Here is a 24,534-nt window from a genome sequence, read left to right as displayed (position 1 = left end):
CGCCATGCGTGACACGGCCTCGATCCTGCCGCTGCGTGTCGAGAACGCCTCGTTCCAGGGCGAAGGCCGCCTGCTGATCGATGCGGTGAGCTTCACTATTCCTGCCGGTGGGCTCACCGTGCTACTCGGCCCGAACGGTGCCGGCAAATCGCTCGTGCTCAGGCTCTGCCATGGATTGCTCGAGCCGAGCGCGGGCAGTGTCCGCTGGGCCTATAGCGGCGCGGGTGGGATCAAGCGCCATGCCATGGTCTTCCAGAAGCCGATCATGCTCAGGCGCTCAGTCGAGGCCAATGTCACGCATGCGCTGGCGGCTGCCGGCCTGGCCGGGGCGGAGCGCCGGCAGCGCTGCGGCGAGGCGCTCGCCCGTTTCGGCCTGAGCGAGCGCGCCACGCAGCCGGCGCGGCTCCTGTCCGGCGGCGAGCAGCAGCGGCTCGCGATCGCGCGCGCCTGGGCGCTACGGCCGGAGCTGCTCTTCCTGGACGAGCCGACCTCGCAGCTCGACCCGGCCGCGACACGGCAGATCGAGGAATTGCTCGCCGGGCTCGTCGCCGAGGGCATCACGGTGATGATGTCGACCCATGATCTCGGCCAGGCCAGGCGCCTTGCCAGGCGCGTGCTGTTCCTGCACCGCGGCCGGCTGGTCGAGGATCGCGATGCCGCCGAATTCTTCGCCGGGCCGCAGGCCGAAGAGGCCCGCGCCTTCCTCGCTGGCGAACTGATCTGGTGACCCGTTCCACAACAAGAACCGAGGAGACGTCCATGACCCTGATCGACCGCCGCCTTCTGCTCGCCGCCGGCTTCTCGGCCGGGTTGGCCGGTCTCGCCTTCGCGCAGACGCCCGCCGCATCGCCTCCGGCTGCGACGACCACGCCGAGCGAGACGCGGTTCATCACGGTCGCGTCCACGACCTCGACGCAGGATTCCGGCCTGTTCGGCCATATCCTGCCGCTGTTCAAGGCGAAGACCGGGATCGAGGTCCGCGTCATCTCGCAGGGCACCGGCCAGGCGCTCGACACTGGCCGGCGCGGTGATGCCGATGTCGTCTTCGTGCATGCGCGGGCGGCTGAGCTGAAATTCGTCGAGGAGGGCTTTTCGCTCGAGCGCAAGCCGGTGATGTACAATGATTTCGTGCTGATCGGCCCGAAAGCCGATCCGGCGGGTATTGCCGGCAGCAAGGACATCGCGGCCGCCCTGGTCAAGATCCAGGAGAAGGGCGCGCCCTTCGTCTCGCGCGGCGACAAGTCCGGCACGCATATTGCCGAGCTCGCGCTCTGGAAGGCGGCCGGCGTCGATCTCGATGCGAAGAAGGGGCCCTGGTATCGCGAGATCGGCCAGGGCATGGGGGCTGCCCTCAATACCGCCGGCGCGATGGGCGCCTATGTGCTCTCCGACCGCGGCACCTGGCTCTCGTTCAAGAATCGCGGCGATCTCGTGATCTCGGTCGAGGGCGACAAGCGCCTGTTCAACCAGTACGGCGTGATGTCGGTGAATCCCGCCAAGCATCCGCATGTGAAGTTCAATGACGGAAAACTCTTCGTCGACTGGCTGACGAGTCCGGAAGGGCAGAAGGCGATCGCCGACTACAAGATCGACGGGCAGCAGCTCTTCTTCCCCAACGCGGCGCAGGCCGGCGCGTGATGCCGTGCGCCGCCTGCTCGTTGCCGGGGTGGTTGGGCTGATGGCGCAGGCGGCCGCTGCGCAGGAGACCGTCCTGCTCCATTCCGCCGGCAGCCTGAAGGCGGCGCTGACCGAGATGGCGCAGGCTTTCGAGGCGCAGACGAAGATCGTTGTGAAGCCGGTCTTCGGGGCATCCGGCCTGCTGCGCGAGCGCATCGAGAAGGGCGAGGCGGCGGAGGTCTTCACCTCGGCCGATCTCGGCAATCCACAGGCCCTGGCGCGCGAGGGGCTCGGCGGGCCGGTGGTTCTGTTCGCCCGTAACGAGCTTTGCGTCTTCGCCCGGCCGGGGCTTTCCGTCACCTCCGAGACTTTGCTGGAGGCCATGCTCGATCCCATGGTGAAGCTCGGCACCTCGACCCCGAAGGCCGATCCGTCCGGCGATTACGCCTTTGCGGTCTTCGCCCGGGCGGAGGCTGTGAAACCCGGCGCGAAGGCGGCGCTCGAAGCCAAGGCGCTGCAGCTCACGGGAGGGCCGGGCAGCGTGCCGGCGCCAGAGGGCGCCAACGTCTATGGTCACAAGCTTGCGAGCGGCGCGGCCGATCTCTTCCTGGCCTATTGCACCAATGCCCAGCCACTCGGGCAGGAGCAGCCCGATATCAGGCTGGTCCGCCTGCCGCCGGAGCTTTCGGTCGGCGCCGACTATGGCCTGACCGTGCTGAACGGGGCCTCGCCAAACGGCTACAAGCTCGCCATGTTCATCCTCTCGCGCACGGGGCAGGAGATTCTGGCGAAGCACGGTTTCGCCGCGCCGCTGCTCGGGCGCTAATTTACGAGGCTGGCAATGGATTGGTGGGCATTGCGACCGGGCGAGACCGCCTCTCCCTTGCCGGAGCGGCAGGATGCGCATCTCGTCTTCATCGGCAGGCTGCGTACGTCTTTCGCCACACGCGACCAATGCCCGAAGCAGGGCGATCCCGAGAATGGTCCGCTCTGCCGCGCCGAACTCGACGCGCCATTCTGGCCGGCCCTGGCCGGGATCGAGGCTTTCGGGCATCTCGACCTGCTCTACTGGATGCATCAGGCCCGGCGCGACCTGCTGACCCAGAACCCGAAATCGGGGGCCGAGACCTTCGGGACCTTTTCGCTGCGCTCGCCGGTCAGGCCCAACCCCATTGCGGTGTCGCGGGTGCGGCTGGTCGGCGTCGAGCCAGGCGTGCTGATCGTGCGCGGGCTCGATTGCCTGGACGGCACGCCGCTGATCGATATCAAGCCGAACCGTTGCCCAAACGCGCAGGCCTCGACGGAGCGCAACCATGCCCATGCCTGACCGCCGCCTCGTCCTTGGCGGCATGGCCGCGAGCATCGTCATGCCGCGAATCGCGCGGGCCGCCACGGTGCGCGACGGCGCCGGGCGCGAGGTCGCGATTCCCGCCAGAGTCGAGCGGGTCTTTCCGGCCGGGCCGCCGGCGGCGATCGTGCTCTACACGCTGGCGCCGGACCTTTTGCTCGGCTGGCCGCGCGCCAATCGGCCGGAGGAGCGCGAATTCCTGCTGCCGGGCGTCGGCGACAAGCCCGAGGTCGGCCGCATTACCGGGCGCGGCAACAGCGCCAATCTCGAAGCGGTGCTGAGCCTGAAGCCCGATCTGATCGTCGATGCCGGCTCGACCGGGCGCACCTATGTCGATCTCGCGACGCGGGTCCAGGAGCAGACCGGCATTCCCTATGCCTTGCTCGACGGGCGCTTCGACCAGATTCCGGCGAGCTACCGCATCCTCGGCCAGCTGCTCGGCCGCAGCGAGCGGGCCGAGGCGCTGGCGCGCTGGTGCGAGACCACGATGGGCACGATCGTGCAGCGGATCGCGCGGATACCGGCCGAGCGGCGGCCATCCGTCTATTATGCGCGCGGGCCGCGCGGCCTGGAGACCGGGCTCGGCGGCTCGATCAATGTCGAGACGCTCACCTTTGTCGGCGCGCGCAATGTCGCGGACACGCCCGGTAACGGCCTGGCCCAGGTCTCGCTGGAGCAGGTGCTGGCATGGAATCCGGATGTGATCGTCACCATCGACCAGAGCTTCGCCGAGACTGTGCGGACCGATCCGGCCTGGGCCGAGGTCAGGGCGGTGCGTGACGGGCGCATCCACCTCTCACCGAAGCTGCCCTTCGGCTGGGTCGATTTCCCGCCTTCGGTCAACCGCATGATCGGGCTGTGGTGGCTGGCCAAGATCCTGTACCCGGCCGAGTTCCCGGAGGATATCCGGCCGCTGGCGCGCGAGTTCCACACGCTGTTCTATCAGGTGACGCCGAGCGAGGCGCAGCTCGACCGCATCCTCTCCGGACGGGCTTGAGCCTTGCCGCCATCCTCCCTGCGCGGAAACCTGATCGCTTTCGGATTGCTGGCGCTGGCGGTGTTGCTCGCCTTCGGGCTCGGGCGCTTTCCGGTCGGGCCCGGTGAGCTCGGGCGACTGATCTGGGCAGGCCTCACCGGGCAGGCATCCGGCCTGCCGCCACAGGTCGAGACGGTGATCTGGAATATTCGCGGGCCGCGCGTGATCGCGGCCCTGCTTTGCGGCGCGGCGCTGGCGGTGGCGGGTACGGCCTTCCAGGGCCTGTTCCGCAACCCGCTGGTCTCGCCCGATATCCTCGGCGCCTCCTCCGGCGCGGCGCTCGGCGCCGTGATCGGCATCTATTTCTCGCTTGGCATTATCGGCATCCAGTTTGCAGCCTTCGCCGGCGGGCTGGTCGCGGTCGGGGCCGTCTATGCGATCGGCTCCGGCCTTCGCCGTGGCGATCCGGTGCTGGTCCTGGTGCTGACCGGCGTCGTCGTGGGCTCGTTGCTCGGCGCCGGGATCGGGCTCGTGAAATATTGGGCCGACCCCTACAACCAGCTTCCGGCCATGACCTTCTGGCTGCTCGGCAGCCTTGCCGGCACGGCGAAGCCCGATCTCGTGCCGCTGCTCGGTCCGGTTCTGCTCGGCTCGGCGGTGCTGGTCGCGCTGCGCTGGCGCATGAATGCGATGTCGCTGCCGGAGGAGGAAGCGCGTGCGCTCGGGCTCAGTACCGGGCCGCTGCGGGTTGCGATCGTCGCGGCGGCGACCCTGGTGACGGCGGCGAGCGTGGCGGCGGCCGGGATCATCGGCTGGGTCGGGCTCGTGGTGCCGCATCTGGCGCGTTTCCTGGTCGGGCCGGATTTCGGCCGGCTGGTGCCGACCGCTGCGATCCTGGGCGGCGGCTACCTGCTGATCATCGATACGCTGGCGCGCACCGTCGGCCCGGTCGAGACGCCGCTCGGCATCCTGACGGCGGTGATCGGCACGCCCTTCTTCATCTGGCTCCTGGCCTCGGCGCGCGGAGGCTGGTCGTGAGCCTGAGCGCATGCGGCCTGTCCTACGGCTATCCCGAGCGCCAGATCGGCCGCGAGATCGGGCTCGAGCTCAAGCCGGGCGAGGTGCTCGCTCTGCTCGGGCCGAACGGCAGCGGCAAGACGACCTTGCTCAAGACCCTGCTCGGCCTGCTGCCGCCGCAAGGCGGGGAGCTTGCACTCGACGGTGCTCCGCTCGCGGCGCTTTCCGTGGCCGAGCGGGCCCGGGCGCTCGGCTACGTGCCGCAGGCCCATGCCGGAACCTTCGCCTTCTCGGTCTTCACCGTCGTGCTGATGGGCCGGACCGCGCATGGCGGCCTTTTCGCCGCGCCCTCCGCCCATGACCGCGCGATCGCGATGGCGATGCTGGAGCGGCTCGGCGTCGCCAGACTCGCGCAGCGCCCCTACACGCAGATCTCGGGCGGCGAGCGCCAGCTTGTGCTGATCGCACGGGCGCTGGCGCAGGAGCCGCGCTACATCATCCTCGACGAGCCGACGGCGAGCCTCGATTTCGGCAACCAGGGCAAGGTCATGGTCGAGATCACCAGGCTCGCGGCCGAGGGGCTCGGCATCCTCTTCACCACGCACGACCCGAACCAGGCGCTGCGCTATGCCGACCATGTGCTGATGATCCGCAACGGGCAGGCCATCGCCGCAGGCAGCGCGGCGGAGCTGCTGATCCCCGAGCGCCTGGCGGAGCTCTACGGCGTCGCGATCGAGACGGTGCGCGATACAGAGGGGCGCGTCGCCTTCCTGCCGGGGCATTGATTGCGCCGGGTGCCAATCCGGGCCGGATCGGTATAATCGCCGCGGATTCGACGAGCTCTGGATGCGTGAACTCTACGATCTCCTGGCCTTGGCCGTGCGGCTCTGGCGGCAATGCTGGCCTCAGCTTCTGCTGATCGCGGCCTGCGGCGCGATCGCCAACGACCTCCTGCTGCCGGCTGCTGTCCAGGCCGGCTTCGTCAATGGTCTCGCCGGCCTCGCGGTGCTCTCGCTCGTCGTGCTGACGAAGCTCGTCGTCGTCGTGCTGATGTTCCTGGCGCTGCGGCCCTACATGCCGGCCGTCGCGACGCTGCAGCCGGGCGGTGGCCCGGCGCCCTCGGCCGGCGCGATGCCGCAAGGCGGATCGCGCGCGGTCTATGCACTGATCGCCATCGCGATCATCCCCTTCTTCGCCTATTACGCCGCCTGGGGCTTTCTGGGCGATACGGTGCGGGAATATTCGCTGCTGGCGCTCGACATGCGCCCGTTCGGCGAGCGCGCCGTGATCCTCGACATTCCGGATTCGCAATGGCTCTTCGCTTCGATCGCGCTGTCCTGGGTGGTGCGGCGCTTCGCCAAGGCGATGCGGGCGCGCGGCTCGCGACCGATCGGGCAATTCGTGATCGTGATCTGCGACGCCAACTGGGTCTTCGTCGGCCTCTACGTGCTGTCGCGCTGGAAGGATGCGGCCTGGGCCTGGCTCGCGGCGGGCGGGCCGATACCCTACCTGATCTTCACCCGCGACCTGCTGTCCTCGTGGATCTCGACAGCCTTGGCGGCCACGCCCGTGCCGGTCGAGTTGGCGGAGCCGCCGCTGGCCGCGAGCGCCCAGAGCCTGCTACTCTATGCGCTGCTGCCGCTGGTCTGGCTGCTGATGGCGGCCGTGATCTACGGCTGCGACATGAGCGAGGCCGCGCCGCTGACGAAGCACCGGCGGATCAGCAGCGCGCTGTCGCGCTATTCCGCCCTGCCGCGTTTCCTGCGTGATTTCATCGACCACTTCGTCTCCGGCTATCGCTCGCGCTATGTGCCGGTGGTCAACAGCGTGCGGCTGGCCTTCGGGGCGAGCTTGCCCGTGCTGCTCGGGCTGATCGTGCTCTATCGTGCGATCGGCTGGGGCGGCGCCTGGGCCTGGATCGGCCTCAGCCGCCTGATCGGCCCGCATGACCTGACGACCTGGCAGGCGCTCGCCAGCCCGATCGCGCTGCTGCTGGGAGGGCCGAGCGATATCCGCGGTGGCATCGTCGTCGATGCGCTGCGGATCTGCCTGCTTGCCGCGGTGATGGAACAGGCTGTCGGCGCGCGGCTGACGCGAAACGGAGAAGTTAGGGATTCCGCGCAAAGCGAAGGTAATGCGGACGCCCAGCCGGCAGGCTGATCGTGATGGCGAGCGATTCGAAGGCGTCTCGCGGCACGACAAAGCTCTCCCGGATGGCGAGCACGGTGCCGGACCTGGCTTTTTGGGCAATGGCGGGTCCACAGGAGGAGGCCGGCCTGTTTCGCAGGGCTGGCAGGCGGCTCACCTGCGAGGGCGGCAGAAAGCTCGGCAACCAGCGCCGGCCCTGAGCGTCGGTCGCGGCGATGCGGCACGGCAAGCGCGCCAGCGCCTCGGGCTCACGTACCACCGCCTCGAGCTCGGCCAGCACGATCGCGGCCCCGTCAGGTCGCTCGGCGACGCGCTGCAGGCTGATAAGGCGCCAGTCGGCCCCGCCGAGCTGGCCGACCCCGTCAATGGCGATGCGGCGCTCGAACAGGTCCTTGCCGTGCCACCATTCCAGCACGTTGTCCCAGCCGCGCAGGGCGAAGGCGGCGGGCAGAACGAGGACGAGGGCCCAAAGGCAGCGTCGCCGGAAGCGTCGCTGCTCCGGATTCGGCATCGCCACGCCCGGCTCAGCCATCGAACAGCCCGTCAAGGTCGAGGACGTCGGTGCTCTCCGTCCGGTCGCGCGCGAGCGGCATCCTGATTTCCGAATCGAGCCGCGGCCAGCGGATCAGCGAGACGAGCAGCGTCGCATCATCCGCCTCCTCCCGCGGGATCTCGAAGATCAGGAGGCCGCGCTGCGGCAAGCCCGGCTCCAGCCGGTTGGCGCCGAGCTGGCGCGGCGCAGTGGCGAGCCGCTGGCTCGGCGTGTAGCGCCGGCCGGAGGCGCTGCGCCAAAGCGCGCCGTTCGCCGTCACCGAGGCCGGGCGCCCCTCCATTTCCGCGACGACGACGGCCCAGAGGCCGGAACTGTCGCGCTCGATGTCGCGGCCATAGGCGCGCCAGCGAATGCGGTCGGCGAGGATCAGCTTGTCGGCCCGAAAGCTGAAGCCGCGTGCGGCGATGCTCTGGCCCATCGCACCCGAGACGGGGATCGGCCCGGTGATCTCGCTATAGCCGGGCGTCGTCCGTTGCATCGCGAAGAGCAGCGCGGCCGCGATCACGATGCCTGCCAGCCGGGTGAGGAGGCGGATCAAGGCGCCCCTCCGCCGCCACCCCATTCCTCGTGCAGGGGCAGGGAGATTGCCGCGATCACCTTTGGGTTGAACCAGCCCGGCGCGGCGAGCAGGTTGTCGCGCGGCTTGAAGCTCTCGGCCGTGATGGTCAGGCGCAGGTTCGGCGGGATCGGTGCCTGGTTGGGCATGGTCCAGATCACGCGGACGCGTTCGGGCAGGCCGGGATGCAGCGCGGCGAGCATCGTCCTATCGCGCATGAGATAGTGGATGGGATCCGGCTTGAGGCCCGGTATCGGCGGATCGATCGTGAAGATCCGGCCGAAGACATTGCTGCTCTCGGCGGTGCGGTTGAGGATGTCGATATCGACCGCGAGAGCCTTCATGCCCGGCGGCGGACGATAGCCGTCATCTCGTGGCTGGGTCGAGACGACGGCCGACTGGACCGCCACCTGCCAGCGCCCGGCATCGATGGTTTCGCCGGGGCGCAGCTTCGGCAACGCATCCGGCGGCATGGCCGCGATGATCGTCTGGACCGTCGTCAGGCAGAGCGCCAGCAATCCGCCGATGCCGGCCGAAAGCCGGGTGAAGAGCGTCTGGCGAAGGGCAGTCAGCGAAAAGCCAAGCATCCGGACCGTTCAAAGCCGTGAGCCCGATCTTTTACGCGATTCGATGGCCGGAATCTGGCGGGAGTGGCGGAGCCAGCAAAATCGATCCGCCGCATAGATGCGGCCGCGGACCCACCCAGCATAATACGCGCGTCATCTTGGAGTGTGATGGTTGATCTCGGAAGAGTTCGTTAGGGATGGCGAAGTCTTGGCGGTTGGGCCTCTTCATTCCCGTGCGGCCTCGACTATGCTGCGCGCGATAAGCTTCGAGCAAGCCTAGCAGCTTACATGGCTATAATGTCCCGGTTCCTGCCGCTCCGGAGTTGCCGATGTCGTCTATCTCGTTCGGTGGATATTGTCATGACCTGCTGCGCCAGATGTCGCGGCTCTGTGCGCCGGCCGGCCTTGCCGTGGCCGCCGTGCTGGCCGCCCCGCCGGTGATGGCGCAGCAGCCGACACAGGCCGCGATCGAGGCGTTGCTGCCAGATCTCGAAAAGCAGGTCGCTGCGGGCATGAGCGCGCTCTCGGTGCCCGGCGTCGCCATCGGCATCGTCTTCGATGACAAGCTGATCTACAGCAAGGGCTTTGGCGTCAGGGAAGCCGGCAAGCCCGATCCCGTCACGCCCGAGACGCTCTTCCAGGTCGGCTCGACCACCAAGGCCTTCTTCGCGACGACGCTGGCCCAGGCTGTGGATGCCGGCAAGCTGAGTTGGACCGACCATGTCAGTGACCTTTTGCCGGCTTTCCAGCTCTCGGACCCGTTCATCTCGCGCGATTTCCGGATCCTCGACATCGCGGCCCAGCGCAGCGGCCTGACGCCCTATGTCAATGACGGGCTCGCCTTTCTCGGCTTCGACAAGGAGACGCTGTTCCGCTCGATGCGCGTCGCGCCGCAGACCGGTATCTTCCGGTCGGATTTCCGCTATCTCAATATTCCGCATCTGGCCGGCGGCGAGATCGTCGCCAAAGTCAATGGCGCGCCGTCCTGGTTCGATTCGCTCAGGAAGACCTTGCTCGATCCGCTCGGCATGCGCGCGACCACGGGCACGGCCGAGGCGATCGCGCAGGCGCCGAACCACGCCACGGGGCACAGGCTCGACGACAGGCCGGTGCCGATCCCGTTCCATGCCGCCTTTCCCTATGCGCTGGGGCCGGCGGGCGCGCTGAACTCGAACGTGCCTGATATGGCGCAATGGCTGCGCCTGCAGCTCGGCCGCGGCCAGTTCGCCGAGAAGGTCCTCGTCTCCGAGGAGAATCTTGACGTCACCTGGACGCCGCGCGTCGCGCTCAACGAGCGGATGAGCTATGCGGTCGGCTGGCTGGCGATGGCGACGCCGCACGGCCGCGCGATCTGGCACAATGGCGGCACATCGGGCTTCGGCGCCCATGTCGGGTTCCTGCCCGACGCCAAGACCGGCATCGTGATCCTGAGCAATATCGGCGGACCGAGCCTGGCCGATGCGCTGGGGCTGTGGTTCTACGATCGCGTGCTCGGCAATCCGGCGGTCGACAATATCGCGCTGGCCGCCGCTTCGTCGAAGAAGCAGCGCGAGCAGGAGAAGCAGGAGCAGGCGGGTTTCGTCGTCGGACCGATGCCGGCCAACTCCGCCGCCTTTGCCGGCACCTATGTCTCGCCGGTCCTGGGCGATGCGACCGTTTCGGCTGTTGACGGCAAGCTGCAGGCGAAGCTGGATCGAACCGATCTGATCATGCTGCTCGAAGCGAACAAGGACGATCCGAATCTGTTCCAGGCGCGGCTCTCGCCGAGCGGTGGCTATGAGCAGATCGTCGCGATCGTCGGCGATACGCCCTTCGTCCAGATGCGCTTCGAGCGCGACCTTGCCGGGCGGATCACGCAGCTGCGCTGGATCAACCCCGAGCTGCCGCATCTCTTCATCCGCCAAGCCGAGCAATAGGAGGGTCCGATGACGAGCGTTCACAGCATGATTCGACTCAGCCTGGTCCTGACACTGGCCCTTCTCGCCGTACTCGTCTTCCGCGGCTCGGCCACCGCAGCCTCGCCCGTGCTTCCCTTGCGGACCGAGCCCATGGCCGAGCCGGCCCGCTCGATCCTGCGCGACCTGTTCCGCGACGATGGCGAGGACGATTTCGTCCATGACGACCATTACGACTGGAACGACTACCGCAACTCGACCTCGCGCAAGGAACGCATCCGCGACTATCAAGAGATGCAGCGCCAGGACCAGAAATCCTACTGGAAGCAGCAGAAAGAGATCCAGAAGGACATGATCAAGCGCCAGCGGGGCTGGTGAAGGCGTAGCTCTTTCGGTTCTCTCCGTCATGGTCGGCCTTGTGCCGACCATCCACGTCTTCATTCTTGAAGCGCGCTGTTCAAGGCGCGGATGCTCAGGACAAGTCCGAGCATGACGGCGGGTGCTATTTCGCCAGCGTCACCGGCACGGCGAAGGAGCGCTTGACCTTGCCGAGCGCGAAGCTGGTCTCGATCGAGGCGATATTGTCGAGCCGCGTCAGCTTGTCCTTGAGGAAGCGCTCATAGGCGGCGAGATCGGCGACGATGATGCGGAGCAGATAGTCGCGCGGCCCGGTCATCAGGTAGCAATCGGCGACTTCCGGCCAGCGCGAGACGGCGGTGGCGAAGCGGTCGAGCTCCTCCTCGCGCTGGCGTTCCAGCTTGATCGAGGCGAAGACCGAGACCGGCAGGCCGAGCTTGTCCTGGTTGACCACCGCGACATAGCCCTCGATCACGCCGGCATCCTCCAGGAGCCGCACCCGGCGGGCGCAGGGCGAGGGCGACAGGCCCACTTTCTCGGCGAGGTCCTGGTTGCTCATCCGGCCATCGGCCTGGAGAGCCTGGACGATGCGGCGATCGATGTCGTCGAGTTTGAGGTCTGGCATATTCTCTCGCTTTCTACCGCGAGATTAGCGAAAATCGCCAAGCGTGGAAGCGCTCGCGCCGATCTTTGGCAGGTATCGCCGGCAAAACCATGCATGATCGGCGGAACGATATGTCGAGCATGTTCTTCCCGCGAAAGGGCGCTCACTTTTGCGGAACAGGCTCCGGGGAGAAAATCCATGTCCGATCCGCGCCTGCCGGTCCTAGCCGAGCTGGAAAAGAAGATCCTCTGGCTCGCCTCCTGGACGATCCACAATGCCAACCACATCCGTTCGAACGAGGACGGGATGAAGGTGGGCGGGCACCAGGCGTCCTCAGCCTCGCTGGCGACGATCATGACGGCGCTCTACATGGCGGCGCTGAAGCCGCAGGACCGGGTGGCGGTGAAGCCGCATGCCTCGCCGATCTTCCACGCCATCAACTACCTGATGGGCCTGCAGACGCGCGAGAAGCTCGAGAATTTCCGCGGCTACAAGGGCGCGCAGAGCTATCCCTCGCGCACCAAGGATATCGACGATGTCGATTTCTCCACCGGCTCGGTCGGGCTCGGCGTGGCGCAGACGCTGTTCTCCTCGCTGACCCAGGATTACGTGAAGGCGCATGGCTGGGGCGGCAACCGGCCGGACGGGCGCATGGTCTCGCTGATCGGCGATGCCGAGCTCGACGAGGGCAATATCTTCGAGGCCCTGATGGAGGGCTGGAAGCACGGCGTCCGCAACACCTGGTGGGTGATCGACTATAATCGCCAGTCGCTCGACGCCGTCATCCGCGAAGGGCTTTACGACCGCTTCGAGACGATGTTCCGCAATTTCGGCTGGGATGTCGTGACGCTGAAATACGGCTCGCTGCAGCAGGCCGCCTTCAAGGAGAAGGGCGGCGAGCGGCTTAAGCAATGGATCGATTCCTGCCCGAACCAGCTCTATTCGGCGCTGACTTTCCAGGGTGGCGCGGCCTGGCGCAAGCGCCTGATGGACGATCTCGGCGACCAGGGCCCGGTGAGCAAGCTGATCGAGAGCCGGTCCGATGCCGAGCTGTCGAAGCTGATGTGCAATCTCGGCGGCCATGACCTGCCCTCGATCCTCGAGGCCTTCGAATCGATCGACCATGACCGGCCGGTCTGCTTCCTCGCCTATACCGTCAAGGGCTTCGGCCTGCCGCTGGCCGGGCACAAGGACAATCATGCCGGGCTGATGACCAAGGAGCAGATGGACGGGTTCAGGACCGCCAACAAGGTCCGCCCCGGTCATGAGTGGGATCTGTTCGAGGGCCTGGGCCTGCCGGAGAGCGAGATCCGCGCGTTCCTCGACAGGGTGCCGTTCTTCTCGGAAGGCCGTCGCAGGCTGAGCGCCCCGACCCTGCCGGTCCCGGCCAAGCTCGAAGCCGGCATCCAGGCGGTGATGTCGACGCAGATGGGCTTCGGCAAGGTGCTGGACGAACTGGCGCGCAGCGGCGGGCCGCTCGCAGACCGCATCGTCACCACGGCGCCCGACGTCACAGTCTCGACCAATCTCGGGCCCTGGGTGAATCGGCGCGGCCTGTTCGCGCATGCCTCGATGGCCGATACCTTCAAGGACGAGCGCATTCCCTCGATGCAGAAATGGGAGTTCTCGCCGAAGGGCCAGCATATCGAGCTCGGCATCGCCGAAATGAACCTGTTCATCAACCTCTCGGCGCTCGGCCTGTCGCATTCGATCTTCGGCGAGCGGCTGATCCCGATCGGCACGCTCTACGACCCATTCATCTCGCGCGGTCTCGATGCGCTGAACTATGCCTGCTACCAGGATGCCCGCTTCATGCTGGTGGCGACGCCGTCGGGCGTGACGCTGGCGCCTGAGGGCGGCGCGCACCAGTCGATCGCGACGCCGCTGATCGGCATGAGCCAGGATGGCCTGTGCGCCTTCGAGCCGGGTTTCGTCGACGAGCTCGCCGTGATGATGCGCTGGTCCTTCGAATACATGCAGAAGGACGGCGAGGGCGATCCGGACGAGCGCACCTGGCTGCGCGACGAGACCGGTGGCTCGGTCTACCTGCGCCTCTCGACCCGGCAGGTCGAGCAGCCGCAGCGGCAAATGACACCGGAGCTCGAGCGCGACATCATCGACGGCGCCTATTGGCTGCGCAAGCCGGGACCGAACGCGACGGTCGTCGTCGCCTATACCGGCGCGGTCGCGCCCGAGGCGATCGAGGCCGTCGGCCTGCTCGGTGAGGACCGGCGCGATGTCGGCCTGCTCGCGATCACCTCGGCCGACCGGCTCAATGCCGGCTGGCAGGCGGCCGAGCGGGCGCGCCAGCGCGGCAACCATCGGGCGATGAGCCATATCGAGCGGTTGCTGGCGCCGCTCTCCCGGGATTGCGGCATCGTCTCGGTACTGGACGGCCATCCGGCGACGCTCGCCTGGCTCGGCAGCGTCCATGGGCATCGCCAGAAGGCGCTCGGCGTCGAGCATTTCGGCCAGACCGGCACGGTGGCGGACCTCTACCGCCATTTCGGCATCGACGCGAATGCGATCGTGCATGCGGCCCAGGCGGCAGCGCCGGGACGGCCGGTGCGCTATTTGAAGGCGCTGCCGTAGATCGAGGGGGTCATCCCCGTGCGCGCTGCGGCAACGCAGTGCCGCTGCGCAGACACGGGACCGCGCGACGAGAAGGCGCCCTTTTCTGGGGACGGTCCCGCATCTGCGCAGCAGCATTATAGGCTGCAGCGCGTGCGGGATGACGCTCTACACGCCTCGCTTGACCTGCACGCCTGACAACAGCCAGCCGCCGACCAGGAAGAACAGGATCAGCACCGCCAACCCCGCCTGCTGGCTGTCGAAGACGCTTGTCGCCAGGGCGACGGAGGTCGGGCCCATGAACGACGTCACCTTGCCCGACAGGGCGAAGAGCCCGAAGAACTCGCCATGCCGCCCTGCCGGCGCGAGCCGCGCCATCAGGCTGCGCGAGGAGGCCTGGAGCGGGCCGGCGACGAGGCCGATCAGCAGGCCCAGGCCGAGATAGACCCGTTCCGGCAGTGAGGCGAAGAGCCCGTCCCCCGGTGCCGGTGGTGCGGCGGGGATGATGAAGAGCACGTGGTCGGCCGCCAGCGAGAGAATGCCGATGCAGGCGAAAAGCAGGCAGATGATCGCGCCGAGCACGACCGGCTTGCCGCCGATACGGTCGTCGAGGCGTCCGCCGAGGATGGCGCCGAGCGTGCCGGTGATGGTCAGCAGGATGCCGAAGATCCCGAGCTCGATCGTCTGCCAGCCGAAGACGCCGGCGCCATAGATGCCGCCGAAGGCGAAGAGCGCGACGAGCCCGTCCTGGTAGATCATGTTGGCGAGCAGGAAGCGGCCGAGCGCCGGCAGGTGCGGCAATTCGGCGATCGTGGCGCGCAGGCGGGCAAGCCCGCCTTGGGCGGCGGTCTTGAGGCTGAGGCCCGTCTTCGGCGCGTCCGGCGTCAGCAGGAACATCGGCGTGACGAAGATGACGAACCAGAGCGCGGTCAGCGGGCCGGAGAAACGGTCGCCCTCGCGCGTGGCGGCGTCGAGGCCAAGGATCGGCGAGAGTCCGGCCAGCGTCTTGCCGGTATGCGGATCGGCCGCGAGCAAAGCGAGGGTCAGAGCGAGCGAGATCAGCCCGCCGAAATAGCCGGTCGCCCAGCCGGTGCCGGAGAGCCAGCCAAGGCGCTCGGGCGGGACGAGCCGCGTCATCATCGCATTGTTGAAGATCGTCGCGAATTCGGCGCCGATCGTGCCGATCATGAAGCCGATCAGGGCGATCGGCACGGCGATGGGCGAGCCGGGCCTGGCGAACCAGAGCAAGGCCGAGCCGACGACCAGCAGCGCGCCGAAGGCCGCGATCCAGGGCTTGCGCGGGCCCGTACGGTCGGCGATGCCGCCGATCAGTGGTGAAAGAAGCGCAATGCAGAGGCCGGCGAGGCCAGTCGCATAGCCCCAGAGCGCCTGGCCCTCCGCCGGGTCGGATGCAAGCGCGGCGGCGAAGAAGGGTGCGAAGACGAAGGTCGTGACCAGCGTGAAAAAGGGCTGTGCCGCCCAGTCGAAGAAGAGCCAGGCGGTGACGGCGCGGCGCGGCGGATAGGTCACGGGTGCCGTGGCGCCGGAAGCTGGAACGGAATTCACTGCAGCGTCGTCTCGGGGTCGCCGCCGCCCCGCGCGAGTTCGATCTCGGTGATGGCGACGAGCACCTCGGCGCGGCTCCTCAGGCTGGGCGCCTCGAGCAGCGCCTGCTTCTCGCGCGGGCCGAACGGGCACATCATCGAGAGCGCATTGACCAGCGCCTCGTTCGGCGCCTCGTTGACGCCCTTCCAGTCGATCTTGAGGTCATTGGCCTTGGCGAAGGCGCGCAAGGCCTTGAGCAGCCCGTCGCGATCGACCTCGTCCTCGCCGGCGCGGGCGGTGAAATCGATGGCGAAATCATCGTAGGAGACACGAGCCTGGCGATAGGCCGTCGTGACCGAGAGCTCGTCGGCGACGCGGAAGCGGGCGATGCCGGTCAGCGTCAGGATGTAGCGGTCATCGCCGGTCTCGGCGAACTGGGTGATGCGGCCGAGGCAGCCGACCTGGAGCAGGCCCGGCGTCGCCGACGGCCGGCCGTTCTCCGGCTCGGGCTGGATCATGCCGATGGTGCGATGGGTACGCAGGGCATCGTCGATCATGGCGAGATAGCGCGGCTCGAAGATGTTGAGCGGCATCTGTCCGCGCGGCAGCAGCAGGGCGCCGATCAGCGGAAAGACCGGGATCACCTGCGGGCAATCCTCGGCTCCGTTGTAGACGGCGTTCATGGCCATCGGCGCTGCGCTCCCTTCACAAGGACTCTAGAGCCAGGCTCTACGAAAACAGGAGCGTCGAGAGCTTGCGCCGCCCGGCGACGCTGTTCTCGTCCATCGGTCCCCAGGCCTCGAAGAGCTGCAGGAGCTGCTTGCGGGCGCCGTCATCGTTCCAGGCACGGTCGGCCTTGATGATGGCGATGAGGTGGTCGACCGCCTCCTCGCGCCTGTCGTGCGCATTGAGGGCGAGCGCCAGGTCGAATCGGGCTTGGTGATCCTTCGGGTTCGCGGCAACCTTGGCTTCGAGCTCCGCCGTGTCGCCGAGCGAGGCAGCCTGCTCGGCGAGCTCGATCGCGGCACGGACGGTGGCCAGCGCCGGGTCCGCGGCCTTGGCCTCCGGCGCGCTTGCGAGGATGCCCTTGGCACCTTCGAGGTCGCCGACATCGAGATGCAGCCGGGCGAGGCCGGCGAGCGCGCTCACATTCTCCGGCTCGAGCTGGAGCACATTGGCGTAGAGCTCGCTGGCCCCGGCGGCGTCGCCGGCCTCGGTCGCCTCCTGTGCCGCGAGGATCAGTTCCTCGGTCGCGGCCGGGCCCATCGGGCCGACCAGCTTCTCGATGAAGCTCTTCACCTGGCTCTCGGGAAGGGCGCCCATGAAGCCGTCGATCGGCTGGCCGCGCTGGAAGGCGATCACGGCGGGAATCGACTGGATGCCGAGCTGGCCGGGAATCGCCGGGTGCTCATCGATATTCATCTTGACGAGCTTGACCTTGCCGCCCGCCTCCTTGACCACCTTCTCGATGATAGGGGTGAGCTGCTTGCAGGGGCCGCACCATGGCGCCCAGAAATCGACCAGGACCGGCTGGTTCATCGATTCGGCGACGACATCCTGCCGGAAGCCCTGGGTCGTCGTGTCCTTGATCAGGCCGGATTGCTCGGCCGCATCGCCATTGACCAGCATGGGTCGTCCTTCATCTCGTCAACAAGCCGGAACGCGACCCGGCGGATAGCAGGTTCCACCTTCCAGGTCACTGTCCGCGCATCTGAAACCGGCGCGCATGGCTGCCCGATGCGCGCCCCATAGATGGGGAGGTCCGGCCGTTCTGTCCATCGTTCGCGCATGAGTTGTCGGAAAGCCGCGTTCCGCCTGGCGCGGGCGTCTGGTTTCGGGGCGGAATCACATGTCCGGCGGCGCCGGCAGAGCGATGATCAGCGGGTCGTGGCCGGTGGCGCGCAGGAATTTCAGCATGTCGTCACGCGCGATTCCGAGCGTCGCGGTGTTGACCAGCGGATGGAAATTCATCGGCTCGCCGCTCATCAGCTTGTGGTCGAGCACCATCGTCACCGCGCCGGCACGGTCGTTAATCACGGCGAAGGCCGTGACCGAGCCGGGCGTGACGCCGAGCGTCTCGATCAGCAAATCGGCCGAGCCGAAGGAGAGGCGGCCGCTGGCGCCGAGCGTCTCGTGCAGGCGCTTCAGGTCGATCCGCGTGCTCTCCAGCGCCGAGACCAGGAAGAGCCGGCCCTTCTTGTCCTTCAGGAACAGGTTCTTGGTGTGGTGGCCATGGATCGTGCCGCGCAGCTCCTTTGATTCGGCCACCGTGAAGACGGCTTCGTGGTCGATGCGAGTGATCGCGATGCCGAGCGCCTCGAGCGCGGCGATCAGGTCGGCGGGCTCGGCCGGCGTCGGGATCTCAATCGGCAGGGCAAGAGTCATGGCGGCCGCTCGGAAGGTCCTGGTCAGTGCGCCGGCACATCACCGGGGCCGAGCGACCACATGAGCGATTGCGCGAGCGGCGTCCAGAGCCCGACCGGCAGACCGGCCTTGCGCAGCGCTTCGCCGACCCAGACATTGCAGCTGCGCAGGAGCCAGAAACGGTCGCGCCCGCGCAGGAAGGCATCGCCGGTGCCATGCGTGAGATCGGGCAGGACGACCGGTTCGCCGGCCTCGCCCGGCTGCAGGCTGCTCTCGACATGCGCGACGAGCGCACGGTAGCCGACCTCGCTCAGGGTGAAGCGGCGGATGCCATCGCCGGCGCGAATCGCGACCAGTGGCTGGAGATGGACGACCGAGCGGTCGAAGGCGATGGCCTTGAGCATCAGCCCGGCCGAGAGGTCCGCAAACGTTCCGAGCTGGGTATAGGCGGTCTGCGAGCCCCAGCCGAAGGCGATCCAGGGTGCGTCGAGCGAATGCCGGGTGATCGGGGAGGTCGCGAGCACCGGTCGCCAGTCCTTCGCTGCTCCGACCGTCGGCACCACGATATCCGTGTGGAAGCCATTGGTCATGACGAAGACCGTGACTGCGGACTCGTCCGGTCCGGCCCGGCCGGACTGCAGGGGCAGCGCACCGGCGAGAATCGCCAGACCGGATGCGGCGAGCATCGATGCGACGGCGAGAATCGTGGAGCGCAGGCCGCGCCCAAACCATCGCAGGCCCGAACCGATCACCATGTCCAACGTGAGACCGCTCGTTGTTGGCGTCGCCGCATGGCTTGACGATGTCCGAGCCGCGCCAGGAAGTCGAGCGCGGCGGCCCTTCGATAAAAAATCCCGCGGACCTGTGAAAATCCCGCGACAAGGCGCTTGCGCTTCTCTGCGCTTTGGGGCAATAAGCCGGCCTCGCGCCACGGCGCGCATGTCTCGGATGCGGGTGTAGCTCAGGGGTAGAGCACAACCTTGCCAAGGTTGGGGTCGAGGGTTCGAATCCCTTCGCCCGCTCCAGACATCTTTCCCAACCAAAATAGAGTGATTTCGGCACGACGCCGGGCTCGACCTCCGAGCCCGCGGTGCCGTGCGCACTTGAAGCGCGGGGCTAGAGCGTGTCGATGATTCCGCCATCGACGCGAAGTGCCGCGCCGGTCGTCGCGCTCGCCAGCGGCGAGGCGATGTAGACGACCATGTTGGCGACCTCGTCGACTGTCGCGGCGCGGCCGATCAATGAGCCCGGGCGCTGCTGCTTCACGAAATCTGCCGCGACCTCGTGGAGGGGTTTGCCCGTCCGCGCGGTTTCGTCCTTCAGCATCTCGGCGACGCCTTCGGACAGGGTCGGGCCGGGCAGGATCGAATTGACGGTGACGCCGGTGCCGGCCACGCGCTTGGCCAAGCCGCGAGAGACAGCGATATCGGCCGTCTTGCTGACGCCGTAATGGATCATCTCGACGGGGATGTTGAAGCCCGATTCCGATCCGATGAAAATCACGCGGCCCCAGCCGGCCTCGATCATTCCCGGTAGATAAGCGCGCGACAGCCGCACGGCCGACATGACATTCACCTGCCAATGCCGGTCCCAGACCTCGTCGGAGGCCTCGAAGAAATCGATCGGCTGGAAGATGCCGGCATTGTTCACGAGGATGTCGACCTTCGGCACCAGCTGCAGAAGGCTGGCGCAGCCGGCGGCGGTCGCGACATCTGCTGCGGCAGCCTTGACGCGCTTGCCGCCGAGCTCGCCATTCAGCCTGTCGACGGCGGCATCGACCTTGTTTCCGGTTCGGCCGTTGAGGAACACGCCGGCGCCGGCCTTGGCGAGGCTGCGGGCGATGCCGAAACCGATGCCCTCGGTCGAGCCCGTAACGAGAGCGGTCTTGCCCTGGAGATCGATGATCATCTGCGCACCTCGGCTTTAACGGCGACGCGAATGCGGCGGTGCTGTCACTCACGGCCGGCGGGAGCGATGGTTGCACGAATCGCGACGCGAGCGGAAGCGGGACAGGACGCAGCCTCGCCCTGCTGGGGTGACAGGCCGGCGCAGAGATGAGATTGAGCGTCGCATGCCTCCAGCTCGCACGTGACGGTCCCATGCTCGCTCGCGCCCGTGATTTCGGCCTGGTCTGCGGCACGCTGCCGCCCGGCCCGCTCAATGCCATCACCGATGTCGCCGGCCTGCGCGTCGGCCACAGGACGATCCGAGAGGGCGATGTCCTGACCGGCTTCACCGCGATCCTGCCGCATGAGGGCGACCTGTTCCGCGAGAAGCTGCGTGGCGGTGTCGAGGTGATCAACGGCTTCGGCAAGAGCGCCGGGCTGATGCAGCTGGCAGAGCTCGGCCAGATCGAAACACCGATCCTGCTCGGCAACACGCTTTCGGTCGGCACCGGGTTCAATGCCCTGGTGACGCGGGCTCTGGCCGCCAATCCGGAGATCGGCCGGAAGACCGGGACGGTCAATCCGCTCGTGCTCGAATGCAATGACGGCTGGCTTTCCGATATCCGTGCCCGCACGTTGAGCGAGGCCGATGCCTTCGCGGCGCTCGACGCCGCCAGCGATGGGCCGGTGGCGGAAGGGGCGGTCGGAGCGGGGGCCGGCATGAGCGCCTTCGGCTTCAAGGGCGGGATCGGCAGCGCCTCGCGCCTGCTCACGCTGGATGGGCGCAGCTACACGCTGGGCGTTCTGGTGCTCGCCAATTTCGGTCGCCCCGGCGATCTCGTGCTGCCTGACGGAAGCCGGCCCGCGCCACCTCGCGGCAAGGAGCCTGGCACCGAAAGAGGCTCGGTCATCATCGTGCTCGCGACCGATATCCCGATGGAGACGCGGCAATTGACCCGGGTGGCGCGGCGCTGCGGCGCCGGCCTGGCTTGGCTCGGCGCGTTCTGGGGCAATGGCAGCGGCGATATCGCGCTGGCCTTCACCACCGCTGGCCGCATCGCACATGACGAGAAGGCCGATCTCGTCCCGCTGGCGGCACTGAACGAGAACCGGATCGATCTTCCCTTCAGGGCGGCGGCCGAGGCCACGCAGGAAGCGGTGCTCAACGCCATGCTCGCGGCGCCGGCGACGACCGGACGCGACGGGCATTGGCGCCCCTCGCTAGCCGATGCACTACGCCGCGCCGATTGAGAGCGTCAGAGCGGGGTCTGTCTAGGAAACGACCGCCGACAGATCGCTTGGGCTGCGATAGACGCCGGCGCGCTCGTCGAAATGCGTCCAGCCGCCGCGTTCGTATTCGGCGCGGCGGGCGCTGGCGTCGATCGGGCCCGCTCCATCCAGGATCTTCTCGATGGCTGCGCCATGCGAATCGGTCGCGCGCACCGTGACGATCGAGCCGCCGCGCCTGATGGTCTCGGCATAGTAATGCGCGTCGCTCTCGCTGAGGCCGGCGCCGGTCAGGGCGCCGATCAGGCTGCCGGCCGCGGCGCCGGCGGTGGCGGCGACCGCGGTGCTGCCGAGCAGCCAGCCGGCGGCCAGGACCGGTCCCACTCCGGGAACCGGCAAGGCAGCCAAGCCAGCCAGAAGCCCGGCGCCGCCGCCGACCACGCCGCCGACTTCAGCGCCCGAGGTGGCATCCTCCTCCAGCGTGTCGGGTTGGCGCCCGACAAGGCTGATATCTTCGGGCGGGAGGCCAAGCAGCCTCGAGCCGGGTGACGGCGGTCTCGGCATCCTCGCGCGTGTCGTAAGAGCGGGTGATGGTGCGTGTCATGACGCAGCTCCTTCGCTAGAGCATTATGTCCTTGTGTGGACGCATTTTCTTCACGCGGACCGGTGTCCACTTCGCACGAAAATGCTCCAGTCACTGGGCTATCAACAGCCTGCGGATCGTCTTGTTCCTCGGTCCGCAACCATCTGCGAGCGGCGACGAAACCGAAACGGTCCTGGTGCGTTCTGTACCGATGGTCGCACGGCGGGCACGGTGGTGAGACCTGCCGCACGGGAGTTCCGGGGGGAAGAATGATTGACAACGAAACTGGCCTGGCCACGGCGCGCGATGTCGACGCGCTCGACCGGGCCGGGGCTTTTGCCGTGGTCGCGGACGCCGAAGGCGGCGATGCCGGTTCGGAAACGGCGGAGGAAGCGGGCAGCATGAACGCGGCGAAGCCGAGCCAGCCGGTCAGCGATGAGCGCTATCGCCTTCTGGTCGAGGCAGTGACCGATTATGCCATCTACATGCTCGACGCAGAGGGCGTGGTCACCAGCTGGGGCACTGGCGCGCGGCGTTTCAAAGGCTATGAGGCCGACGAGATTCTCGGCCAGCATTTCTCGCGCTTCTACACGGAGGAGGATCGCCGCAGGGGCCTGCCGCAACATGCGCTGGAAACCGCTGCGCGCGAAGGCCGTTACGAGAGCGAGGGCTGGCGCGTCCGCAAGGATGGCCGCACTTTCTGGGCAAACGCGATCATCGATCCGATCTACGGTCCGGCCGGTGAGATCATCGGCTACGCCAAGATCACGCGCGACCTGACGGAACGCAGGGCGGCCGAGCAGGCGCTACGCCGGAGCGAGGAGCAGTTCAGGCTGCTGGTCCAGGGCGTCGCCGATTACGCAATCTACATGCTCGACCTCGAGGGCATCGTGACGAGCTGGAATCTCGGGGCGCAGCGGATCAAGGGCTACCGGCCGGAGGAGATCATCGGCCGCCATTTCTCCGCCTTCTATAGCGAGGAGGATCGCGCCGCGGGCGAGCCCGGGCGCGCGCTCGAGACCGCGCGGCGCGAAGGCAAGTTCGAGAAGGAGGGCTGGCGCGTCCGCAAGGATGGCAGCCGCTTCTGGGCGAGTATAGTCCTTGACGCGATCCATGACGATGATGGCAGGATCATCGGCTTCGCCAAGATCACGCGCGACATGAGCGAGCGCAGGCAGGCGGAGCGGGCCCTCGAAGAGGCGCGCGAAGCACTGTTCCAGACGCAGAAGATCGAATCGATCGGTCAGCTCACGGGCGGCATCGCGCATGACTTCAACAACTTGCTGACGGCGGTGATGGGCAGCCTGGAATTGCTGAGCAAGCATGTCTCGGCCGATCCGAAGCTGACCGGGCTGGTGGACCATGCGATCCAGGGCGCCGAGCGTGGCATCTCGCTGACCCAGCGCATGCTCGCTTTCGCACGCCGGCAGGAATTGAGCCCGAAATCGATCGACGTCACTGCGCTGGTCGCGGGAATGACCGACCTGCTGCAGCGCTCGCTCGGCCCGCTGGTCGAGATTGAGACCCGCTTCCCGCTGAAACTCGCGGCTGTTCATGCCGACCCCAACCAGCTCGAGCTGGCGCTGCTCAACCTTGCCACCAATGCACGCGATGCGATGCCAGGTGGCGGCGCCATCATCATCGCGGCCCGCGAGCAGGATTTCGCCGTGGCCGGCCGGCTGGGGCTGCCTTCCGGGCGCTATCTCTGCCTCGCTATCACGGATAATGGCGAAGGCATGGACGAGCGCACGCTGGCGCGGGCGCGCGAGCCGTTCTTCACCACCAAGGGTGTCGGCAAGGGCACTGGCCTCGGCCTCTCCATGGTGCATGGCATGGCCGAGCAATCGGGCGGTTGGCTCGGGCTCAGGAGCCAGCCCGGCCAGGGCACGACCGCGGAGATCTGGCTGCCGATCGCCGAACCCGCTGCCGAAGCCGCCTCGGCCCCCGCGCCTCGGTCGGCGCTGGAGGCGGAGCCAGACAAGACCTCTGCCCTGCGCATCCTGGCGGTCGATGACGATGCGCTCGTGCTGATGAACACGGCGGCGCTGCTGGAGGATCTCGGCCATGAGGTCGTCGAGGCCTCCTCGGGCAAGCAGGCGCTCGAAGCCTTGCGGCAGGGGTCGGGTTTCGATCTGGTCATCACCGACCATGCGATGCCGCAGATGACCGGGGCCCAGCTCTTCGAGGTCATCAAGCAGGAATGGCCGGGTCTGCCGGTCGTCCTTGCAACCGGCTATGCCGAGCTTCCGGGCGGCGCCGATCCGGCGCTGCTGCGGCTGGCGAAGCCGTTCTGGCAAGGTGATCTGGCGCGGGTCATTGCCGAAGCCAGCAGGCGCGCGCGGATTTGAGGGCGGGTCAGGTCCCGTCCTGGGCGTCGTCCTTGCCGTTGGGCGTCCCTGAATCCTGGCCGATCACGCCGTAGTCGCCGGACTTGGCTCCGGGCGTGATCGAATAACCTTCCGAGATCAGGCCGCGGCGCAGCAATTCGCGTACCGAAGCGGCGCGGCTCGGCATCCGGTTCGAAAACCGGAAATCATCGAGCGCCAGGAGCTCATCCTCGCTGAGCATGATCTGGAGGCGCTCGCCGCGCGTGAGATCGCGGCCCTTGGAGGTTTTTTCGCTCATCCTTTCATCATCTCCGCTATCCATCGACCACACTTACTCATTCAGTGTCGACGGCTCATTGCACTATAATGCGCCAGCTGCTCACTCGTTCCATTT

General features: G+C 67.5%; 25 protein-coding genes and 1 tRNA gene. 14 read left to right on the top strand and 12 right to left on the bottom strand.

Annotated features, from left to right (window positions below):
- Positions 1–4: 4 nt before the first annotated feature.
- From EV560_RS12730 to EV560_RS12700, 8 genes are all read left to right on the top strand, one after another.
- Entirely contained in the window at positions 5–727 is a 723-nt protein-coding gene (locus EV560_RS12730; RefSeq protein ID WP_131856097.1) for an ATP-binding cassette domain-containing protein, read from the top strand.
- A gap of 32 nt (positions 728–759) precedes the next feature.
- Positions 760–1,638 (top strand): ABC transporter substrate-binding protein, encoded by an 879-nt coding sequence (locus EV560_RS12725; protein WP_131856096.1) that lies wholly within the window; start codon positions 760–762, stop codon positions 1,636–1,638.
- 4 nt (positions 1,639–1,642) lie between these two features.
- A complete protein-coding gene (locus EV560_RS12720) occupies positions 1,643–2,443 on the top strand; it encodes a molybdate ABC transporter substrate-binding protein (protein WP_207908008.1) in 801 nt (266 codons plus the stop codon).
- Between the two features lie 15 nt (positions 2,444–2,458).
- Entirely contained in the window at positions 2,459–2,944 is a 486-nt protein-coding gene (locus tag EV560_RS12715) for an SAM-dependent methyltransferase (RefSeq protein WP_131856095.1), read from the top strand.
- Positions 2,931–3,962 (top strand): iron ABC transporter substrate-binding protein, encoded by a 1,032-nt coding sequence (locus tag EV560_RS36035; protein WP_207908007.1) that lies wholly within the window; start codon positions 2,931–2,933, stop codon positions 3,960–3,962. The genes EV560_RS12715 and EV560_RS36035 overlap by 14 nt, the downstream gene beginning before the upstream one ends.
- Before the next feature lie 3 nt (positions 3,963–3,965).
- The gene (locus EV560_RS36030) at positions 3,966–4,979 is read left to right on the top strand and encodes a FecCD family ABC transporter permease (RefSeq protein ID WP_207908006.1); all 1,014 of its coding nucleotides are present in this window, start codon (positions 3,966–3,968) and stop codon (positions 4,977–4,979) included.
- Positions 4,976–5,743 carry an ABC transporter ATP-binding protein gene (locus EV560_RS12705; protein WP_131856094.1) on the top strand — a complete coding sequence of 256 codons (768 nt, stop codon included), beginning with the start codon at positions 4,976–4,978 and terminating at the stop codon, positions 5,741–5,743. The genes EV560_RS36030 and EV560_RS12705 overlap by 4 nt, the downstream gene beginning before the upstream one ends.
- A 61-nt stretch (positions 5,744–5,804) precedes the next feature.
- A complete protein-coding gene (locus tag EV560_RS12700; protein WP_131856093.1) occupies positions 5,805–7,118 on the top strand; it encodes a hypothetical protein in 1,314 nt (437 codons plus the stop codon).
- Here EV560_RS12700 and EV560_RS12695 read toward each other — a convergent pair.
- The 3 genes from EV560_RS12695 to EV560_RS12685 are packed head-to-tail and all read right to left on the bottom strand — an operon-like array spanning position 7,066 to position 8,802.
- Positions 7,066–7,638: a hypothetical protein gene (locus EV560_RS12695; RefSeq protein ID WP_131856092.1), complete on the bottom strand. Its 573-nt coding sequence runs from the start codon at positions 7,636–7,638 to the stop codon at positions 7,066–7,068. The genes EV560_RS12700 and EV560_RS12695 overlap by 53 nt on opposite strands.
- Positions 7,631–8,197 carry a hypothetical protein gene (locus EV560_RS12690; protein ID WP_131856091.1) on the bottom strand — a complete coding sequence of 189 codons (567 nt, stop codon included), beginning with the start codon at positions 8,195–8,197 and terminating at the stop codon, positions 7,631–7,633. Before EV560_RS12690 ends, EV560_RS12695 begins: the two co-directional genes overlap by 8 nt.
- On the bottom strand, positions 8,194–8,802 hold the full coding sequence (locus EV560_RS12685; protein WP_131856090.1) for a hypothetical protein: 609 nt from the start codon (positions 8,800–8,802) through the stop codon (positions 8,194–8,196). The genes EV560_RS12690 and EV560_RS12685 overlap by 4 nt, the downstream gene beginning before the upstream one ends.
- A 308-nt stretch (positions 8,803–9,110) precedes the next feature.
- Between EV560_RS12685 and EV560_RS12680 the strand changes: the two genes are divergently transcribed.
- Both EV560_RS12680 and EV560_RS12675 read left to right on the top strand, forming a co-directional pair.
- The gene (locus EV560_RS12680) at positions 9,111–10,697 is read left to right on the top strand and encodes a serine hydrolase (protein WP_131856089.1); all 1,587 of its coding nucleotides are present in this window, start codon (positions 9,111–9,113) and stop codon (positions 10,695–10,697) included.
- A 9-nt stretch (positions 10,698–10,706) separates the two neighbouring features.
- A complete protein-coding gene (locus EV560_RS12675; protein ID WP_165923436.1) occupies positions 10,707–11,054 on the top strand; it encodes a hypothetical protein in 348 nt (115 codons plus the stop codon).
- 124 nt (positions 11,055–11,178) lie between these two features.
- Here the strand turns inward: EV560_RS12675 and EV560_RS12670 are convergent, their stop codons facing one another.
- Complete coding sequence (locus EV560_RS12670) at positions 11,179–11,658, bottom strand: Lrp/AsnC family transcriptional regulator (RefSeq protein WP_131856087.1); 480 nt, start codon at positions 11,656–11,658, stop codon at positions 11,179–11,181.
- A gap of 177 nt (positions 11,659–11,835) precedes the next feature.
- On the opposite strand from EV560_RS12670, the gene EV560_RS12665 reads away from it, so the two are divergent.
- Complete coding sequence (locus tag EV560_RS12665) at positions 11,836–14,229, top strand: transketolase-like TK C-terminal-containing protein (protein WP_131856086.1); 2,394 nt, start codon at positions 11,836–11,838, stop codon at positions 14,227–14,229.
- Between the two features lie 147 nt (positions 14,230–14,376).
- Here EV560_RS12665 and EV560_RS12660 read toward each other — a convergent pair whose 3' ends face one another.
- From EV560_RS12660 to EV560_RS12640, 5 genes are all read right to left on the bottom strand, one after another.
- Positions 14,377–15,774 carry an MFS transporter gene (locus EV560_RS12660; protein ID WP_131856085.1) on the bottom strand — a complete coding sequence of 466 codons (1,398 nt, stop codon included), beginning with the start codon at positions 15,772–15,774 and terminating at the stop codon, positions 14,377–14,379.
- Positions 15,771–16,442, bottom strand: coding sequence for an LON peptidase substrate-binding domain-containing protein (locus EV560_RS12655; RefSeq protein ID WP_131856084.1), 672 nt, complete (start codon positions 16,440–16,442; stop codon positions 15,771–15,773). Before EV560_RS12655 ends, EV560_RS12660 begins: the two co-directional genes overlap by 4 nt.
- Before the next feature lie 40 nt (positions 16,443–16,482).
- Positions 16,483–17,382: a thioredoxin gene (gene trxA / locus EV560_RS12650; protein ID WP_131856083.1), complete on the bottom strand. Its 900-nt coding sequence runs from the start codon at positions 17,380–17,382 to the stop codon at positions 16,483–16,485.
- A gap of 216 nt (positions 17,383–17,598) precedes the next feature.
- On the bottom strand, positions 17,599–18,138 hold the full coding sequence (locus tag EV560_RS12645; RefSeq protein WP_131856082.1) for a prolyl-tRNA synthetase associated domain-containing protein: 540 nt from the start codon (positions 18,136–18,138) through the stop codon (positions 17,599–17,601).
- Positions 18,139–18,161: 23 nt separating this feature from the next.
- Positions 18,162–18,872 carry a TIGR02117 family protein gene (locus tag EV560_RS12640; RefSeq protein ID WP_248312029.1) on the bottom strand — a complete coding sequence of 237 codons (711 nt, stop codon included), beginning with the start codon at positions 18,870–18,872 and terminating at the stop codon, positions 18,162–18,164.
- Positions 18,873–19,067: 195 nt separating this feature from the next.
- Here EV560_RS12640 and EV560_RS12635 point away from each other — a divergent pair.
- Positions 19,068–19,142: transfer RNA gene (locus EV560_RS12635), tRNA-Gly, on the top strand.
- A gap of 91 nt (positions 19,143–19,233) precedes the next feature.
- Here the strand turns inward: EV560_RS12635 and EV560_RS12630 are convergent.
- Positions 19,234–20,025, bottom strand: a complete 792-nt coding sequence (locus EV560_RS12630; protein ID WP_131856080.1) for an SDR family NAD(P)-dependent oxidoreductase — start codon at positions 20,023–20,025, stop codon at positions 19,234–19,236.
- A gap of 191 nt (positions 20,026–20,216) precedes the next feature.
- Here EV560_RS12630 and EV560_RS12625 point away from each other — a divergent pair, with 191 nt between their 5' ends.
- A complete protein-coding gene (locus EV560_RS12625) occupies positions 20,217–21,254 on the top strand; it encodes a DmpA family aminopeptidase (RefSeq protein ID WP_131856079.1) in 1,038 nt (345 codons plus the stop codon).
- Between the two features lie 21 nt (positions 21,255–21,275).
- Here EV560_RS12625 and EV560_RS12620 read toward each other — a convergent pair whose 3' ends face one another.
- Positions 21,276–21,794 (bottom strand): hypothetical protein, encoded by a 519-nt coding sequence (locus EV560_RS12620; protein ID WP_131856078.1) that lies wholly within the window; start codon positions 21,792–21,794, stop codon positions 21,276–21,278.
- Positions 21,795–22,214: 420 nt separating this feature from the next.
- On the opposite strand from EV560_RS12620, the gene EV560_RS12615 reads away from it, so the two are divergent.
- Complete coding sequence (locus EV560_RS12615) at positions 22,215–24,161, top strand: hybrid sensor histidine kinase/response regulator (protein WP_131856234.1); 1,947 nt, start codon at positions 22,215–22,217, stop codon at positions 24,159–24,161.
- Positions 24,162–24,168: 7 nt separating this feature from the next.
- Here EV560_RS12615 and EV560_RS12610 read toward each other — a convergent pair whose 3' ends face one another.
- Positions 24,169–24,438 (bottom strand): hypothetical protein, encoded by a 270-nt coding sequence (locus EV560_RS12610; RefSeq protein ID WP_131856077.1) that lies wholly within the window; start codon positions 24,436–24,438, stop codon positions 24,169–24,171.
- Positions 24,439–24,534 lie beyond the last annotated feature (96 nt).

It is taken from the genome of Allobosea sp. BK604 (assembly GCF_004341515.1).
Lineage (GTDB): Bacteria > Pseudomonadota > Alphaproteobacteria > Rhizobiales > Beijerinckiaceae > Allobosea.
Note: the sequence above shows the minus strand (reverse complement) of the source record. Positions and strands in the feature narration are given on the sequence as shown.